Below are 15,205 nucleotides of genomic sequence, written 5' to 3'. Positions count from 1 at the left end.
ACAAGTTTTTCTAAAAATTTCGCAATAACGTTTCAAAAAAATCAATTATCCTGTAATATCCCATCTTCTGTCTAAGCTAGTAAATGTTGTTCGATTTAACGTATTTACATGATAAATGAGCTGTGATGAAAGTGCGCTTAAATCTGCCGCTCTATGAATATCATCTGCACCAGAATGGGCGGCTTTATGATCGCCTACTGCTCCAATATACGTATTTGCTTCTGCAAGTGGTTTGAGACCTGGATTAAAATATTTTTCTTTTCCAACAACACTATCGGCAATTGCATGTGCTTCATTTTTCACAAAGTTTCTATGTACTCTTGGGTTTTCTTGCATTGCGCCTGCGTACATCTCTGTTCTAGCTTCGTGTTCTTGTGCATCTCTTGGCACACCACCAAAGGCTTTGTAAGCGCCCATTGCAGATAACGCAGGATTTGCCACTGAAATAATTTTAAAACCATGTCGTGTAGCCAAGTTTGCAAGTTCGAACATTAATAAAGTTCCCAAACCTGCACCAGAAGGATGCGCTTCAAAATGATCCAATACCAATTCTTGATTTGCTTTGTCAATACTATATTTTATGTAACCTCCTAAATGTCCGACTGCTTTATCCGTTTCTGTTTCGTCTATAATAGTAAGTCTTCCACCTCCGTTTACAATTTTTACGCTCATAGTCACTCCTTTTATAGGAGCTTTTCCTCTGTAGCTAAATAATTGCAAGGTTTCTTTTGAAGAACTAGCTGTTGCTTTTTTGGCATAAGTAGTAGTTTTCGCTTTCATCTGCATCGCCTTCGCGCCCATGATATCTGCTTCTTTCTCCAAACCTACATCATCATTGATATTGACTTTTTGTTTGAGTTGTTTGGTAGGTTTTACACGACCTTGTTTTTGTTGTACAACATGCCAAGCTTCATGTGGCAAGTGTTTTTCTTGTCCGGATGCGATGTGAATATTTGTTCCTTGCGCGTATGCATGTGCGTTAAGTTGTGCGGGTTTGCTAGAGTTATAATATACTTTGACATCGTCCATGGAATGCCCAGAAAGATTTTCAATTCCAGATTTTAATTTATTTGGCAATCCTGTGTTGTTTTTCTTTTGCTGAATTGGAGTTGCGGAATTTGTTGCTGCTAGTTTTTCTTTTATTTTTAATTGTACAGCAGTTTCAGGTCGATTGTCCTCAAATTGAAAAACAGCTGAAGTCGCCTGTTGTTGCATGACTTCATTTGCTACAGATTTCTGAGTTTTCTTTGCTGCTTTTTCTTGATAAGAATTCATAATTAAACGCTACATTAACATTATAGTATTCTTATAAAGTTAGGATAAAGATTACAAATTCTCGAATTGTATGTGATAAAAAGGAGCTTTATCGTAAAATTCAAGTAGAAAAACGTAGTCCCTTACATTATTTTATTTTGTGGATGAAAGCTATGACACGTCACTACCAGAACGAACTTTCAATCAATTTATAAATTCCCCAATATGCCACAATATTCCTGATGGATCGTAGATAAAGAATTCATTTCCCCAATCGCAATACACAATTTCTTTGAGTCGTACATTTTTGTATTTTGTGTGTAATTCTAATGATTTTATATGTTCAAAGTGTTTTTGTAAATCTGTAACTTCTAGGAAAACCATCGAATTGTCTATCCAATCTTTTACATACATATCTTGGAGATAGAAGCCAAAATTTCCCATTCGGAAATATGACATTTTTGGTGACGTGACAAGTTCCTCAAAACCTAAATCACGATAGAAGCTTCTAGAAAGTTCATAATCTTTTGCGCCAATAAATGTGCTGATAGATTGTATGTTAAAGTTTTTCATAAGTTATCCTAATTTTACGTTTTCGCCCGATTGAATTTGCGAAATATCTTTGTAATTCACAACCGTTCCAATTTTAATTCCCGGACTTGAGGTTCGTGGTTTTGTGCCATCGCCATAGGTTGTGTTTCCGTACATGAATAAAATGCCGAATTTGGTTTTATCCGTTTCCGATCGCCAATAAACGATATCGCCAACGTCAAAAACTTCTCGCTGTTCTCCGTTAAACGGAATGTCTAATTCGTATTGATAAAAAAATACTTCTCCCTGAATGTGTGTTGCAATTCCTTCTAACGATTTGGTGTTTTTTATCTGATTGATAATTCCGCAAGATTCATCCCAAATAATGATAAGTTTTGTTGTTTCTGAAGATAAAATAGGTTGCATACAAATAATTGTTTGGTCAAATTGAAACTTCACTCATTGAAAAGGAACGTTTACGCATTCGTCATTTTCTATTGAAGAAAGATACAATAGTTTTGATTCAGAATCAAACACATAATTTATGAGAACAAAACTACTTTTTACACTATTATTTTCTATTTCTATTTGCTGCTTTGCACAGAAACGAACCCTCACAGGAACTGTATACGATGAAGAAAAAAACGTATTGGCAAATGCGAATGTACTTGTGAAAAATTCAAAAAAGGGAACGATTACAAACGAAAACGGACAGTTTACAATTGACATTGATGGAATGACCGTTTTAGAGATTTCTTACTTGGGTTTTGAAACGAAAGAAGTTATTATTTCAAAGGAAAAAGAAGTTTCAATAATATTGGAAAACAATTTTGAAGCATTAGACACTACGGTTGTTATTGCATATGGCAATAATCGGAAAATAAGTTGTGGTTTTAGCTGTAAAGTTATTTATACTACAGAAAAGTATGTTCCTGCTCAGACTACACTTTTTCCAAATCCTTCTGCTAGCGGAATATTTCAGCTACAACTAGAGAGCGATTTTACAAACCTTGCTTTAGATGTGTATAACATGAACGGTCAATTGGTACAATCAAAAACATATTCAAAGCTTTCAAAAATTCCGCAGATTGATCTTTCAAAACAACCAAAAGGCATGTATTTGATACGAATTGTCGCTGATGGACTTCCGTTGGAGACTAAGAAAGCTATTCGATTGTAAGTGTACGCTTCAACTCCGCTCAGCATACTTTTATTGGATTTATGAGAACAATTCAGATTCCAAACGTTCTTCAATGAGTTCGTCATCTTTTTTGTAGACATAATACGAATGATTGTCTTCGTCGAGTGACATTGCTTTGATGGGTTTTCCGTTTTCAAATACAATTCCTGATAAATCATCACACGCATAACCATCGGTCAAAATTCCATTGGCAATGTTGCTGTGAAATAACGGACGACGCGACGCTTCCGAATGATAATGCGGACAATGACTGAACGGTAAGAAATTGAAACCTTCCACAAAGGTGAGTTTTTTGGGACGTGAATCTGTAAATCCTCCATTGAACCAACACAACGAACCTGCACTTCCTCCTGCTAAGACAATCCCGTTTTCGTAAGCTTTGTATAATGCTTTGTCGATTTCGTGTGCTTTAAGCAACGTCATCATGTTTAAGGTATTTCCGCCACCAACAATTATGGCGTCCATTTCGAGTAAGTAATCTTCAAATTCCCAATCTTGCGTACTCGAATTGATCCAGACTTTTAATACATGTGGTTCTATTTCCAAATCGTGACACAATTGGTACCAATATTCAATATACCAAAGTGCATCGCCTGTAGCAGTTGGTAAAAAGCAAATGCGTGGTTTCTTTTTTCCAGTGAGTTTTGCGGTATATTTTACAAATCCTTTATTGACTTGTCCGCCGTAGGTGAATAGTGTTTTCATTTTGGGTTTTGGGTTTTGGTCGCTTTGCTCCTGTTGTGGGTTGTGTGAGATATTTTCTAAGTTAATTTTTTTTATTTCACTTATTGTTTTGGTTCATTGCGAATGACTGTTCTTGATTGACTTGGTTTTTGAAAAAATGGAGATCGTGCACGTGTGGTATTTTTTCTTCTTTTGTATTCTTGAATTTGCTTCCAACGTTCTGGATCAAAAGTTGTCCAATAGGTTTCATAAAAATCTCCTTCCTTGTTGCTTTTTTTGATGAAATTTCCAAAAAGCTCGACTAACTGAAAACGGTGTGGTGCATTTTTTGCCAACATGTCTTTTCCTTTTTCGTCTAAAATCATCATGGAGGCATATATTGTTCCTCGACCTTCATAACCTCTAGCAATTACCGTAAATTTTTTGTCTAATTCTTCTAGTAATTTCACGTTTTTCCAAATTAAATTAGGATGGCGAGAACCTTCATACGGAAAGACGACTTTATGCCATTTTCCAAACCGATCATACATTGCTTTTTTTGTATAAAATGCTGTGTAAACACACCTGTATTTCATTTCATTGATGACAATTGTATCTTTTTGTACGATAGACACAAAATGATCGTTTATAATTTGCGAAAAGTCATTCTTTAATATTTTTTCACACTTCGCTCTCGCACTTAACCGTTTGAATTCTTCTAACAATACGGTTGTTGTGATTTCTTTTTTTGATTGAAACATTCCTTCATCATATAGAAATTGCACTAAGTTTGTTTCATCTTCCACAGCTACATCACGAAAAAGTAGATCTTTTTTTATTGGATAAAAGTAGAAGTATAGATCATAATCATAGCGATTGTATCGTTTGTTGTATCTGGATTGAACCTTGACCTTCAGAAGTTTTTCATTCGTTTTTACATCATAAACAAAATACTTTCTTTTAGATTTCTTCTCTATTTTCACATACGGTTTTCCATCAACATAAGCGAGTTCGTCTTCAAAAGTAATTTCCTGACCAAAAGAAAAATACGTACAAAATAAGCATAAAAGTATGGCAAGTTGTTTTTTCACGATTTTGGTTTTCGGTTTCAGAACGTAAGATAGGTATTTTTAGTTTTTTCTGATATAAATTTCCTCAGATTGCTTATTTAATTCAGAAAAAAGGAACAAAAAAAGCGACTGTAAAGTCGCTTCGTATTAGTTGTTTAACATTTCCCAGAGTTTGTCTTTTAATTCCATGATGCCTTCTTGCGCCACGGAAGAAATAAACATGTATGGAACGTTTAGGTCTTTGTCGAGCTCTACGCGCATTTCTGCTTTGAGTTCGTCGTCTAACATGTCCGATTTCGAAATGGCAATGAAACGTTCTTTATCGAGCATTTCAGGATTGTATTTTTTTAACTCGTTGAGTAGAATGTCGTATTCTTTAGAAATATCTGCACTATCCGCAGGAATTAAGAATAGTAAGGTTGAATTTCGTTCAATGTGACGCAAAAAGTAGTGACCCAAGCCTTTTCCTTCGGAAGCACCTTCAATGATTCCAGGGATATCTGCCATGACAAACGATTTGTAGTCACGATATTCTACAATTCCTAAGTTGGGCTTTAAGGTTGTGAATTCGTAATCGCCAATTTTGGGTTTTGCCGAAGTGATGACAGAGAGTAAAGTTGATTTTCCAGCGTTTGGAAATCCTACCAAACCAACATCAGCCAAGACTTTTAGCTCTAAGATTACATCAACTTCTTCTCCAGGAATTCCAGGTTGTGCGTATCGTGGCGTTTGATTTGTAGATGATTTGAAATGCCAGTTTCCACGTCCGCCTTTTCCGCCTTTTGCTACGATTTTTTCTTCACCGTGTTCCGTAATTTCAAAAATGACATTGTTGGTTTCTTTGTCACGCACTACAGTTCCTAATGGTACGTCTAAGTATACATCGGCTCCATCGGCTCCTGTGCTTCTGTTGCTACTTCCATGTCCGCCGTGTTCTGCTTTGTAGTGTCGTTTCAGCTTAAAATGAAATAGTGTCCAAAGGTTTTGGTTTCCACGGACAATGATATGTCCACCACGTCCACCATCTCCTCCATCAGGTCCGCCTTTCGCATTATATTTTTCACGCAGTAAATGCATAGAACCTTTTCCGCCGTTTCCAGAAGTTAGGTGCATTTTTACATAGTCTACAAAATTCCCATCTGTCATTGTATCATTTTTTTAGTTCGTTACGCAAATTCACGTTCCGAAAGTACTTCTATGTGCTGTTCAATTGCTGTCCAAAGTGCAACTCTGTGTTGTAAAGCTTGTTTGCTTACGTGGATACAATCTTCCCATTTTTGAGTGTCTGCACCACAAAGTTCTTGTACCATTTGTAATGCTAATGGTCCGTGTTCGTCACCATCTAATTCAATATGTCTTTCTAGATAATAGATAAACTTGTCCAAATTGGCATCAATATTTTTTTGATCGATTCCTCTGACCATTTCCAAAAACATGTTTGGAATTAAATCTTCTCTACCAAAGGTAAATACCGCCGCAATTTTATGAACTTCATTGGTTTTAATGATTGAAAACGTGAAGTTTACAAAATCTTGTACGGCTTTTGGTGCGTTGACCGCGATTAAACTTTCGGCAACCGATTTACCATTTGAAATTTCTGTGATACATTCCGAAATAAGTTGTGTATTTGCATTAGAAGCATTCATGGCTTCCACGTACATTTCGTAATGACTCAGCGGTTTTCCGTCTTTGTCAATATCACTTTCTTCTCCAAAGACGATTTCGTTGATAAAACGTCTTGTCACAGGATTTCCTTTCGGAATCCAAGGTATTTGCGTTTGCGTTAAATGTATTTGCAATGCTTTTAACAGTGACATAAAATCAAATACCGCAAATACGTGATATTCCATAAATGCGTTTAACGCCGCTACAGAATTCACTTTATTGTATAAAGAATGTGCCACTATTTGTTGTTGTAGTGGCGCTAATTCTTGTGTTAGTTTTTGTATGTATATTTCTTTATTATAATTCATCAATAACGTTGCTTAAACGTACTGTAATTTCGTCAATAGTTCCAATACCATTTACACTGTGAAACTTGTTTTGTTTTTTGTAAAAATCAATTAATGGAGCTGTTTTTTGATTGTATTCATCAAAACGATTTCTAATTTTATCTTCATCTTGATCGTCAGCGCGTCCACTAACTTTTCCACGTTCTAGTAAACGTTGAATTAAAATTTCATCATCAGCTTCTAAAGCAATTGTTGCTGAAATTCCCATGTCTTTTGATGCTAGGAAATTATCTAGTGCTTCTGCTTGTGCGGTGGTTCTTGGGAAACCATCAAAGATGAAACCTTTTGCTTCAGGTTTTTTTTCTACTTCTGCTTGCAACATGTTAATTGTTACTTCATCAGGAACTAAGTCACCTTTGTCAATGTATGACTTGGCTAGTTTTCCTAGTTCAGTATCATTTTTCATGTTGTATCTAAATACGTCTCCCGTAGAAATATGTACCAAATCGTATTTTTCTTTTAAGAAGTTTGCTTGTGTTCCTTTTCCAGCACCTGGCTTTCCGAATAAAATTAAATTAATCATGTTGTGTGTATGTAATTGGTAAACTTCGGGTAAGTTTCTTCCCAATTCATCATAGTCAAGTCCGTAACCGACAATGAATTCGTTAGGAATTTCCATTCCGATATAATCTATTTTGTGTTGTTTTGTATATGCTTCTGGCTTGAAAAATAAGGTTCCAATTTTAAATTGTTTTACTTTTTTTGCCTTGAATATTTTGTGTAATTCGTCTAAGGTATTTCCTGTGTCAATGATATCTTCTAAGACCACAACCGTTCTTCCTTCAATATCTTGCGAAAGTCCGATTAGTTCTTTGATATCACCAGAAGAAGTCGTTCCGTGATAGGAAGCCAATTTTATAAAGCTCATTTCACAGGTATACGGATAGGCTTTCATAAAATCAGAAAAAAACATGAAGACACCATTTAATATTCCAATGAAAATTGGGCGGTCTTCTTTTAAATCTTCTGCCATTTCAGCAGCCATGTTTGCGACAGCTTCCTGAATTTGCGTTTCAGATATAAATTTTTTAAAATATTTGTCGTGTAATTTAATCACGTTTCCTGTAAAAATTTAATGATTTATACCTCTTAAATAGCGATACTTTATCATTTTAAAGGTGCAAAGATACGAATTGATTTATGAATACCATTTAACGAGTTTACTTTTACTAAATAATCGAGATTTATATTGCTCCGATGCTCGTTTTAAAATGCTTTTATAGTTTTTACTGAATGCTTCACGGACTTTTCTCAAAGTAGTTGCCTAAGAAGTAACACAAACTTTTCTTCTGACTGTAAACTTAGATTTGTACTTTTGTGAAAAATGTGAAAACCCATGAATTATTTCTCCTCTAATTTTAAATTAGGAATTCTAGGTGGCGGCCAGTTAGGTAAAATGCTACTTTACACCACACGTAAGTTTGATGTGTACACTTCCGTTTTAGATCCAAGTGCCGAAGCGCCTTGCAAAATAGCTTGTAATGAGTTTCATCAAGGTGATTTGATGGATTTTGAAACGGTGTATAATTTTGGAAAGAATGTTGATGTACTTACGTTTGAGATTGAACACGTAAATGTAGATGCTTTGCAAAAGCTTGAAGATGAAGGCGTACACGTATATCCATCTGCAAAAACATTGCAAACAATTCAAAATAAAGGAATTCAGAAGCTTTTTTACCAGAAACATCATATTCCAACAGCACCATTTTCTATTTATATGTCGTTGGAAGAATTGTTACATAGCGTAGAAAATGACGTGATTTCTATTCCGTTTGTGTGGAAAAGTACGCAGTTTGGTTATGATGGTACAGGCGTAAAGATTGTTCGTTCGTTAGCAGATTTGGAACGTTTGCCAAATGTAGAATGTATGTGCGAAGAATTAGTTGAGTTTAAAAATGAACTCGCGGTAATTGTGTCACGTAATGTTTCAGGCGAAGTAAAAACATATCCTGTGGTAGAAATGGAGTTTCATCCAGAAGCAAATCAGGTGGAATATGTGATTTGTCCGGCGAGAATTCCTGAGAACATTCAAGCGAAAGCGAAAAAAGTAGCTTTGCAAGTTTCAGAAGCTTTACAGCATACAGGAATTTTAGCAGTAGAGTTGTTTCAAACACAAAACGACGAGATTTTAGTAAACGAAGTCGCGCCAAGACCACATAATAGCGGACATTATAGTATTGAAGCGAGTTATACCGATCAGTTTGAACAGCATATTCGTGCTATTTTGAATCTCCCGTTAGGAAATACCGCAAGTAAAGTAGCTGGAATTATGGTAAATTTGGTAGGTGCAGAAGGACATACTGGCGAAGTTGTGTATGAGAATATTGAAAAAATTATGCAGTTGGAAGGCGTAACACCACATATTTACGGTAAGAAACAAACACGTCCGTTTCGTAAGATGGGACATGTTACTATTGTAAATGAAGATGTAGCCGAAGCACGAAAAGTAGCGGCAACTGTAAAACAAACAATCAACGTAATTAGTAAGTAATATGGCAAAAGTTGGAATTATTATGGGAAGTACAAGCGATCTTCCTGTGATGCAAGAAGCAATTGATATTTTGAAAGGTTTTGATATTGAAATTGAAGTTGATATTGTATCTGCACACCGAACTCCAGAGAAGTTATTTGATTATGGAAAAAACGCACACAAACGCGGAATTAATGTCGTAATTGCTGGTGCTGGTGGCGCTGCGCATTTACCTGGAATGGTAGCTTCGTTGTCTCCATTACCTGTGATTGGAGTTCCTGTGAAATCGAGAAATTCTATTGATGGTTGGGATTCTGTATTGTCTATTTTACAAATGCCAGGTGGCGTTCCAGTTGCAACTGTTGCCCTTGATGGCGCGAAGAATGCAGGAATTTTGGCGGCACAGATTATTGGAAGTTCTGATAAATGCGTGTTGGATAAAATTTTAGTGTACAAAGAAGGTTTGAAACAGAAAGTGATTGAAGGCGCGAAGAAAGTGTCTGAATAGAACTTGTTGAATTTTATATTTAAAAAAAACGAGACTGTCTAAAAAAGTACAGATTTCGTCAAACCGAACTTGATTCGGTTTCTCATAAGAGCTGAAAATCAATATGATGAGATTCTGGATCAAGTCCAGAATGACGTTTTAATACACTTTTTTAGACAGTCTCGTTTTTTAGTTTCCGATACTAGGATAAATTATGCTTATTTGACGATATATTCGTCTCTTTTAGCAACTTTATCCATTTCGTCTGCAATTAATGATTCTCCTTTAAGAATTTCAAAAGTCCTGTTGTGCGCTGCATCATCATGTAGAGATCTTACTAAAGTTTGTGCGACATCGTCACGACTGATTTCCCCTGAACGATCTAACTGATCACCCAATTTTATTTTTCCTAATCCGGCTTCATTTGTCAATGTTCCTGGACGTACAATTGCATAATCAAGTGTGCTAATTCTTAGGTAATCGTCAGCATTTGCTTTGGCTTGCATGTAATCTTGTAAATCTCCTGCTTTTTCTGGCTGATCTGCGCCCATGGAGCTCAACATAACAAATTTCTTTACACGTTCTTTTTTTCCGGCGTCAATCAATCTTTTAGCACCTTCTTGATCTACAGCAATCACTTTTTTTCCGTTAGATCCTGCCGCAAAAATAATTTTGTCTACATTTTTGACAGCATTTGAGAGGTCTTCTTCCAAATCGCCCATAACGGTTTCTATGTTTTTATTTTCAAATTGAGCACGTTGTTCTTCTTTACGCACCATTGCAATCGGATTGAAGTATTGAGATTGCTTTAATAAGTTTACAACTTTATTTCCTGTGTTTCCTGTTGCTCCTGCAACTAATATATTTTCTTTATTCTTCTGCATAGTTCTTTTTTTGTTTTTATTATTAATTTTTAATCTGAATGATTTTTAGTGTGTCATCATTTTTTCTTTTCGCTTGCGTAATTGGCGTTCTAAATCATTCACAGATTCTGAGATAGCATCTCTAAAGTTATCGTGACTCGCTTCTGCGAATAATCGTGGACCTGGCAAACTCAAACGAATGTTGCAGATCATTCCTGTTTCGTCTGAAGATGTATTTTCTGTTTTAAAAAACACATCAGCTCGGATGACCATTTGATATTTTTCTGCTAGTTTGTTTATTTTTTCTGTAGCAAATGCTTCTAGAGATTCACTTGCGGTTACATCGTGATATTCAAATATTATATCCATATCTATTTTGTATTTAAAAGGTTCGTATTGTATGCCCTTACAGCATTTATCCAAATATAAAATCTACATGAAAAATGTGTTAGCTCATACGATGTTAAGATGAACTCTTTTGAAATTCGCGGTATTTTTTAACGTCTTTTTAAGAAGAAGACTTGAAGTTTTTAGAAAAGATAGATTTGTAGTGAGAAGCTTTGATATACTACATATAATAATAAAAGCCGCTTCGAAAAGCGGCTTCATTATCTTTACAAACCATTTAAAAATAAAACTAACCTACCATATTATTAATCATTTTTTACCCCAAAAATAAATTTGGATAAAGTAGTTTGTATTGATGATTCAAATGTATTGCTTTGTTTATCTTTTTTACTTTTTGAACTGTTTTAAATATGCTTTCTCGTTTAAGTGCACAAACTTTTCGACGAAAGGTATTTCTTCTTTTATTTTACATCTTTGCACTTCAATATATGTCATAAAAAAACCCTTTAAGTTGTACTTAAAGGGTTTTACATCAACCAATCCATTTTAATTATAATACAGTTATTAGGGCTATTAACACTGTAATTATGTGTTAAGCAGGTTACATATATTGTTAAACCTTGAAAAACATTTTTCTACTAAATCAACAGGACAAAATTCTTAATTATCTGATAATTCGAATCATAGTGAAATACATTTCTATACTAAATCGATGAAATGCACATATAAAAGACAAGACGTTATTTTTTTGAGTTATTTGATGATTTTCTTGATAATTTTACTTCCTGAAGTTGTTGTGTATTGTATAAAATAGATCCCTTTTGGTAGGTTTTTGAAGGTTATTTTCTTTTTAAAATTGCTAGAAGTTATACGTTTTCCTGCTAAATTGTAAAGTACTACCTTTTCTATATCTGTTCTTTTCGTCACAAAATTTATAGTATTTTCTATAAAATATTCAAAAACCTCCTTAGATGATGTTATGTCATCGTTTATACTTAATGTATTGCGATATACTAAATTGAGGTAAAAACGACTATGAGCTTCTCCAATAACACCTGAAAATGTATAGCTTGTTTGACGTAAGTCTGTCAAAATATTTTCTTGAGTATCTTCTAAGATGATATCAAAATTAGGATTTAAAAATTCCGCATCTATTGATATGGTATACATATCATCAGAAGTAAGTTCGTATCCTAATGGTACTTGCGTGTTTACGTTTGTGAGTTCAGGCAAAGCTTGAATGGAAAGTCGCGTTGTTCCTAAGAAAGAATAAAACTCTATAACGGCGCCATCGTTTATAAATGGACCATCATAACCATCGTCAAAATTTACAGTTCCTTCTGGAATAAATCCAAGAAGAATGGTAACAAACGAACCATTTCCTGCCAAACGCAATGAAATACGACCATCTGTAGGGCTGTTTTCAGTAGCTACTTTTTCAAGTTTGTCGTTTTGTTTCTTATAATTGATCCAAGGGTTTCCACATTCTTGTCCGTAAGAAACAAAGAGTATTCCTAGAAAGAAAAGTGCTGGTAGTAATGTTGCTTTCATAATAGAGATTTTTGAGGGCATTTAGTCTCTCTACGGCAATGATACGCAAAATTTATGGTTCTTAATAACTCTAATTTAAGACTTTAGCACTTTTTTTGTGAGCACGATTCCGTTATCAGTAGTATACTTCACTACATATACACCTCTTGCTAATTGTGGCATAGTAACTACATCTGAATATTCACGCTGAATTAACTGCTTTCCTGAAATATCATACAGCGCAATTGTTTCAAAGTCTGAACGCTTTGTAATGGTTTTAAGCGCATTATCATTGAATAATACATTTACTTCGTCTTCAGAAACTACAACATCTTCTACACTTAATGTATTTCTGTATTGCACTTTTAAGAAGAAACGATCATTTTCTTCTGTAGGATTCGCTGTGAATGTATATGAAGTTTGTCTTAAATCAGTAAAAGTGCTTTCGTATCTATCTTCCAAAACGATATCAAAATCATCTGATATGTATTCTGCATCAATCTGAATTGTATATGTTCCACTTGACACAACTTGATATCCTAAAGGAATTTCCATAGATTGATTTGTCAATTCTGGCAATGCCTGAATCGCCATTTTACTATTTGTCACATATGAATAAAATTCAATTCCTGCTCCTTCATTGATAAATGGTCCGTCAAATGTATCATCGTAAGCTTCTGTTCCATCTGGAATAAAGCCTAGTAATTGTGTAGCGTACAATCCGCCACCAGACATGCGTAGTGATAATCTTCCATCTGTTTGACTATTGCTTGATTCTGTAGCAACAGTAGATCCTGGAGTAATCAAACCATCTGTTCCATTATTTGGTCTAAAGAATTGTGTATTATTTGCGACAACTCTGTGTGTATTTTTGAAAGTTACCGTTCCGCCACCTGCTTTTGCTTGTACCGCAAATCCTTGTGCAGTTCCAATGTTTCCATCTGCGGCACCTAAAGGGTTTGAACCTGTATTGTTATATTCAATATAATCGGAAGCTAAATTGTCTCCTATTGGTGCATCTGTTTGCCTCCAATAGTATACAGTTCCTTCAATGACATCGGTATTGTCTTTTTGAAAAGATTGCCAATCGATTGCAGAAGGATATGGATTTCCAATGATATTATATCCTGATTCGCTTGTACCTGGATCAACTGTATAATATACGGTTTCCGTGATATCACCATTATTTACAGTACCATCAAAAACCGCAGTTTCTACATTAAAATGATTTGCTCTAAGAGCATAACCTCTACCCACTTCCATGTCAGTATGATCGTTATTCCAAAAAGCATTGGTCGCAGAAGCGTTCCAATAATAGTCATAACCTCCAACATTTGGAAAAATTGTGGCAATAGTGGCATCAGTTTCAGCTACTGGCGTAGACCAATAAGAATAAAAATATCTGTCAGTATAATTTGGAGAATCACGTTTTATTATAAAATTCCCTGATCCTTTTACATCTCTGTTTTCTCTAGCTAGTAATGCTCCATCATTTTCAACTGTAATTGTTCCATTATTTGTAAGATCATAATACACATCTAATGTTGCGCCAGCATTTACTGTAATAGAAGCTGAAGCATCTACCGTTAGCTCTCCAACAACAGTATGTGCTGTAAGTACAGGATAGTTTGTGGAACTCGGAATAACTACAGATTCTAGTTTTGTAGCATCAGGAGCTGTTCCGCCAACCCAGTTACTTCCTGTAGTCCAACTTGTTGAAGCTGCCGTTGCCGACCAAGTAATGACCGTTTTGTTACTTGCAGAATCTGTTGTAACGGCGTCACTATCGTCTAAATATGTGACAGTATCACCATCCAAAGCTGCTACTAAATTGTCTGTTCCAACAGTAGTGATGAGTACATCTTTATTATTATCAATTTCTGTTGCTGTTCGGACATCATCCCAAATTCTGAATCCCCAAATATTTCCTGCGAAATAATTTCCTGATGAGACCTGCGTGTTGTTATTAAAACAATATTCAGAACTTCCTCCAGAAGTCCAAGTACTGCAATTTGCATAACGCATGTTTGAGTCTGAACGTCCTAAATTTACATCACCTGAATGTCCTCTAATTTGAAAACCAGCTTTAGAGTCCATAAGTGTTCCATCTAAATACCATTTAAATGCTGTGTTACTTGTTGCTGAAATTGTAGAACCTGTTGGCTGTGCTAAATTGTCAAACACGAGGGCTACATGATACCAAGTATCATCAGTAATAGGTTCTCTAAAATAAGTTCCTTCCCATTGCGGTGTATAATCACCACTAGGTCTGTTGTAAGCTCCAACAATAATGTAATTATTTTCTACGTAAATAAGAATTCCTCGTGAGTTTCCACCTTCTTCATAAATAACTTGCTTCGTGGTAGCATCGTCTGCCTTAAAATATCCTTCAATAGTTCTATTGGCAATTATGGTTGTATTTATATTATCGGAATCATTTAATTCAATATAATCATCTGTTCCATCTAGGTAATATCCATCTGACGGTGGTTGTGCCATCATTCCAGATACTGTTAACAATAATATTGCTAGTGTGTATAGTTTCTTCATCATTTGGCTTTTAATTTATATACGTAATTTTTTTATCTTTGGTTTTCAAATTTTGCAATTACAGAATATCAGGTATATAAAGATTCTATAGAATACAAAAATAGTTTTTTCCTACAAAAAAAATAGTATAAAATCGATAAAAGAAACAAATAGATCGATGGGATATTTATTTATCTTATAAAAATTCTACTTTTAAACAAAAGATATTTCGGCAAATAGCCGATCA

The 15,205-nt window shown here is 34.9% G+C and carries 15 protein-coding genes; 3 read left to right on the top strand and 12 right to left on the bottom strand.

Annotation, left to right across the window (positions count from 1 at the left end; all coding sequences use genetic code 11):
* Positions 1 to 45: 45 nt before the first annotated feature.
* From KAOT1_RS22460 to KAOT1_RS20330, 3 genes are all read right to left on the bottom strand, one after another.
* Positions 46 to 1,275: an eCIS core domain-containing protein gene (locus tag KAOT1_RS22460; RefSeq protein ID WP_007096791.1), complete on the bottom strand. Its 1,230-nt coding sequence runs from the start codon at positions 1,273 to 1,275 to the stop codon at positions 46 to 48.
* A 183-nt stretch (positions 1,276 to 1,458) separates the two neighbouring features.
* Positions 1,459 to 1,827 (bottom strand): VOC family protein, encoded by a 369-nt coding sequence (locus KAOT1_RS20335; RefSeq protein ID WP_007096790.1) that lies wholly within the window; start codon positions 1,825 to 1,827, stop codon positions 1,459 to 1,461.
* A gap of 3 nt (positions 1,828 to 1,830) precedes the next feature.
* On the bottom strand, positions 1,831 to 2,211 hold the full coding sequence (locus tag KAOT1_RS20330; RefSeq protein WP_007096789.1) for a cyclophilin-like family protein: 381 nt from the start codon (positions 2,209 to 2,211) through the stop codon (positions 1,831 to 1,833).
* Between the two features lie 118 nt (positions 2,212 to 2,329).
* Here KAOT1_RS20330 and KAOT1_RS20325 point away from each other — a divergent pair, with 118 nt between their 5' ends.
* A complete protein-coding gene (locus tag KAOT1_RS20325) occupies positions 2,330 to 2,965 on the top strand; it encodes a carboxypeptidase-like regulatory domain-containing protein (protein ID WP_007096788.1) in 636 nt (211 codons plus the stop codon).
* Positions 2,966 to 3,004: 39 nt separating this feature from the next.
* Here the strand turns inward: KAOT1_RS20325 and KAOT1_RS20320 are convergent, their stop codons facing one another.
* From KAOT1_RS20320 to KAOT1_RS22455, 5 genes are all read right to left on the bottom strand, one after another.
* Positions 3,005 to 3,691, bottom strand: coding sequence for a Type 1 glutamine amidotransferase-like domain-containing protein (locus tag KAOT1_RS20320; protein WP_007096787.1), 687 nt, complete (start codon positions 3,689 to 3,691; stop codon positions 3,005 to 3,007).
* Positions 3,692 to 3,771: 80 nt separating this feature from the next.
* On the bottom strand, positions 3,772 to 4,740 hold the full coding sequence (locus tag KAOT1_RS20315; protein ID WP_007096786.1) for a hypothetical protein: 969 nt from the start codon (positions 4,738 to 4,740) through the stop codon (positions 3,772 to 3,774).
* 126 nt (positions 4,741 to 4,866) lie between these two features.
* A complete protein-coding gene (gene obgE / locus KAOT1_RS20310) occupies positions 4,867 to 5,865 on the bottom strand; it encodes a GTPase ObgE (protein WP_007096785.1) in 999 nt (332 codons plus the stop codon).
* A gap of 20 nt (positions 5,866 to 5,885) precedes the next feature.
* Positions 5,886 to 6,692: a DUF3050 domain-containing protein gene (locus KAOT1_RS20305; protein ID WP_007096784.1), complete on the bottom strand. Its 807-nt coding sequence runs from the start codon at positions 6,690 to 6,692 to the stop codon at positions 5,886 to 5,888.
* Positions 6,682 to 7,788, bottom strand: a complete 1,107-nt coding sequence (locus KAOT1_RS22455) for an adenylate kinase (protein WP_007096783.1) — start codon at positions 7,786 to 7,788, stop codon at positions 6,682 to 6,684. The genes KAOT1_RS20305 and KAOT1_RS22455 overlap by 11 nt, the downstream gene beginning before the upstream one ends.
* Before the next feature lie 279 nt (positions 7,789 to 8,067).
* Between KAOT1_RS22455 and KAOT1_RS20295 the strand changes: the two genes are divergently transcribed.
* Together KAOT1_RS20295 and purE are read left to right on the top strand one after the other, a co-directional pair.
* Positions 8,068 to 9,222, top strand: a complete 1,155-nt coding sequence (locus KAOT1_RS20295; protein WP_007096782.1) for a 5-(carboxyamino)imidazole ribonucleotide synthase — start codon at positions 8,068 to 8,070, stop codon at positions 9,220 to 9,222.
* A gap of 1 nt (position 9,223) precedes the next feature.
* Positions 9,224 to 9,709 (top strand): 5-(carboxyamino)imidazole ribonucleotide mutase, encoded by a 486-nt coding sequence (gene purE, locus KAOT1_RS20290; RefSeq protein WP_007096781.1) that lies wholly within the window; start codon positions 9,224 to 9,226, stop codon positions 9,707 to 9,709.
* A gap of 197 nt (positions 9,710 to 9,906) precedes the next feature.
* Here the strand turns inward: purE and KAOT1_RS20285 are convergent, their stop codons facing one another.
* The 4 genes from KAOT1_RS20285 to KAOT1_RS20270 form a co-directional block, all read right to left on the bottom strand.
* The gene (locus tag KAOT1_RS20285; protein ID WP_007096780.1) at positions 9,907 to 10,572 is read right to left on the bottom strand and encodes an SDR family oxidoreductase; all 666 of its coding nucleotides are present in this window, start codon (positions 10,570 to 10,572) and stop codon (positions 9,907 to 9,909) included.
* 45 nt (positions 10,573 to 10,617) lie between these two features.
* Positions 10,618 to 10,920, bottom strand: coding sequence for a ribosome hibernation-promoting factor, HPF/YfiA family (gene hpf, locus KAOT1_RS20280; protein ID WP_007096779.1), 303 nt, complete (start codon positions 10,918 to 10,920; stop codon positions 10,618 to 10,620).
* Between the two features lie 732 nt (positions 10,921 to 11,652).
* Complete coding sequence (locus KAOT1_RS20275; protein WP_007096778.1) at positions 11,653 to 12,450, bottom strand: T9SS type A sorting domain-containing protein; 798 nt, start codon at positions 12,448 to 12,450, stop codon at positions 11,653 to 11,655.
* 75 nt (positions 12,451 to 12,525) lie between these two features.
* Positions 12,526 to 14,982 carry a LamG-like jellyroll fold domain-containing protein gene (locus KAOT1_RS20270; protein WP_238528720.1) on the bottom strand — a complete coding sequence of 819 codons (2,457 nt, stop codon included), beginning with the start codon at positions 14,980 to 14,982 and terminating at the stop codon, positions 12,526 to 12,528.
* Positions 14,983 to 15,205 lie beyond the last annotated feature (223 nt).

The organism is Kordia algicida OT-1 (genome assembly GCF_000154725.1).
GTDB lineage: Bacteria > Bacteroidota > Bacteroidia > Flavobacteriales > Flavobacteriaceae > Kordia > Kordia algicida.
This window is presented reverse-complemented; position numbering and strand designations above follow the sequence as displayed.

What these genes read in the sequence shown, in the direction of transcription:
- KAOT1_RS20295 (WP_007096782.1), top strand. Translation starts at nt 8,068, where the DNA reads ATGAATTATTTCTCCTCTAATTTTAAATTAGGAATTCTAGGTGGCGGC.
- hpf (WP_007096779.1), bottom strand. Translation starts at nt 10,920, where the DNA reads ATGGATATAATATTTGAATATCACGATGTAACCGCAAGTGAATCTCTA.
- KAOT1_RS20325 (WP_007096788.1), top strand. Translation starts at nt 2,330, where the DNA reads ATGAGAACAAAACTACTTTTTACACTATTATTTTCTATTTCTATTTGC.
- KAOT1_RS20285 (WP_007096780.1), bottom strand. Translation starts at nt 10,572, where the DNA reads ATGCAGAAGAATAAAGAAAATATATTAGTTGCAGGAGCAACAGGAAAC.
- KAOT1_RS20275 (WP_007096778.1), bottom strand. Translation starts at nt 12,450, where the DNA reads ATGAAAGCAACATTACTACCAGCACTTTTCTTTCTAGGAATACTCTTT.
- obgE (WP_007096785.1), bottom strand. Translation starts at nt 5,865, where the DNA reads ATGACAGATGGGAATTTTGTAGACTATGTAAAAATGCACCTAACTTCT.
- purE (WP_007096781.1), top strand. Translation starts at nt 9,224, where the DNA reads ATGGCAAAAGTTGGAATTATTATGGGAAGTACAAGCGATCTTCCTGTG.
- KAOT1_RS20305 (WP_007096784.1), bottom strand. Translation starts at nt 6,692, where the DNA reads ATGAATTATAATAAAGAAATATACATACAAAAACTAACACAAGAATTA.
- KAOT1_RS20330 (WP_007096789.1), bottom strand. Translation starts at nt 2,211, where the DNA reads ATGCAACCTATTTTATCTTCAGAAACAACAAAACTTATCATTATTTGG.
- KAOT1_RS20320 (WP_007096787.1), bottom strand. Translation starts at nt 3,691, where the DNA reads ATGAAAACACTATTCACCTACGGCGGACAAGTCAATAAAGGATTTGTA.
- KAOT1_RS20335 (WP_007096790.1), bottom strand. Translation starts at nt 1,827, where the DNA reads ATGAAAAACTTTAACATACAATCTATCAGCACATTTATTGGCGCAAAA.
- KAOT1_RS20270 (WP_238528720.1), bottom strand. Translation starts at nt 14,982, where the DNA reads ATGATGAAGAAACTATACACACTAGCAATATTATTGTTAACAGTATCT.
- KAOT1_RS22460 (WP_007096791.1), bottom strand. Translation starts at nt 1,275, where the DNA reads ATGAATTCTTATCAAGAAAAAGCAGCAAAGAAAACTCAGAAATCTGTA.